We start from the raw sequence: 1,393 nt of genomic DNA, 5'->3' as shown, positions 1-1,393 counted from the left end.
AAACATCTGTTGGTTTATTAATTTTTCTAAACTTATTATTTAATTTTTTCATTCTCAAATTATTTGTTAAAAATATAGTAAATTCTTTTTTATTTTTTGATGGATTTATTTTAGCATTAAATTTTCTTTGTTTTATTTTGAAGTAATTTTTTAAATTTTTAATTTTTTTTTTCCATTTTGGAAAATCAACAACAACACAAATTTTGATCATTTCTCAGAACTTTGATCAGAATATGCTTTTACTATTTTAGAGACTAATGGGTGTCTCACAACATCTGTGTGATCAAAATCTACTATTGATATTTCATTTAAGTGCCCAAGTATTTCTTTGGATCTTCTTAAGCCAGATAAAGATTTATTAGGCAAATCTATTTGTGATGGATCGCCATTAATAACAATTTTTGAGTTTTCTCCTATTCTAGTTAAAAACATTTTAATTTGAGTATCAGTTGCATTTTGAGCCTCGTCTAAAATAGCAAAAGAATTTTTTAATGTTCTACCTCGCATAAATGCCAAAGGTGCTATTTCTATATCACCAATTTCAATACGTTTTTGGATTTTTTCAAAATCTAAAAGATCATAAAGTGCATCATACAAAGGTCGTAAATATGGATCTACTTTTTCCCTCATGTCCCCAGGCAAAAAACCCAGCCTTTCTCCAGCTTCAACCGCTGGTCTTGACAATATTATTCTCTCTATTTTTTTATCTAAAAGCATTGTTAAAGCAATAGCTACTGCTAAATAAGTTTTTCCAGTTCCAGCAGGTCCAGAGGATATTATAATTTCACTATCTCTTAGAGCTCTTACATATTTTTTTTGTTTTTCAGATCTTGGTATTACTGATTTTTTTGGAGTTTTGATTATATATTCAATTTTATCTGTTTTTTCTTCAATCATAAATTTATTTACTGAGGATAAAATATCTTTTTTTTCAATCGTTCCATTATTTATAAATTGGTCAACCAAAAAAACAATTGCATTTTTTACCATTTCATTCTTTTTTGATGTACTTTTTACCAAAATTGAATTTCCACGAGAATAAATACTTGTATCTGTAATTTTTTCTAATTCTTTAATATTATTGTTAAATTCACCAACGACACCCATCAATATATCATTATTTTTAAATATAATACTTAAGGTATTATTCTCGGAGTAAACAAATTTAATATCATTGACTGCTTTTTTATGAGATAAATTATTCAAACTAAGCCGCTCTAATGTTTTTACTTTCGTCTACTCTTCCAAATAAAGTATTTCGGTTGAATTTTGTTATTTTTACATCAATTACTTTACCAATGTATTTATTTTCACCATCAAAAATGACAGAATTTAAAAAAACATTTCTTCCAAAGTATTTATTTTGGTCTTTTAATTTATTTTCTACTAGAAC

At 25.8% G+C, this 1,393-nt stretch carries 3 protein-coding genes; all 3 read right to left on the bottom strand.

The window, feature by feature from the left end:
• A partial coding sequence (locus AMN80_RS04490) for an rRNA maturation RNAse YbeY (RefSeq protein ID WP_143323381.1) occupies positions 1-211 on the bottom strand: 211 nt, incomplete at its 3' end.
• Positions 208-1,206, bottom strand: coding sequence for a PhoH family protein (locus tag AMN80_RS04485; RefSeq protein WP_075520791.1), 999 nt, complete (start codon positions 1,204-1,206; stop codon positions 208-210). The genes AMN80_RS04485 and AMN80_RS04490, both read right to left, overlap by 4 nt.
• A gap of 1 nt (position 1,207) precedes the next feature.
• On the bottom strand, positions 1,208-1,393 hold a 186-nt coding region (locus AMN80_RS04480), incomplete at its 5' end, for a TRAM domain-containing protein (protein ID WP_143323380.1).

The organism is Candidatus Pelagibacter communis, from assembly GCF_001179985.1.
GTDB classification, from domain to species: domain Bacteria; phylum Pseudomonadota; class Alphaproteobacteria; order Pelagibacterales; family Pelagibacteraceae; genus Pelagibacter; species Pelagibacter ubique_J.
This window is presented reverse-complemented; position numbering and strand designations above follow the sequence as displayed.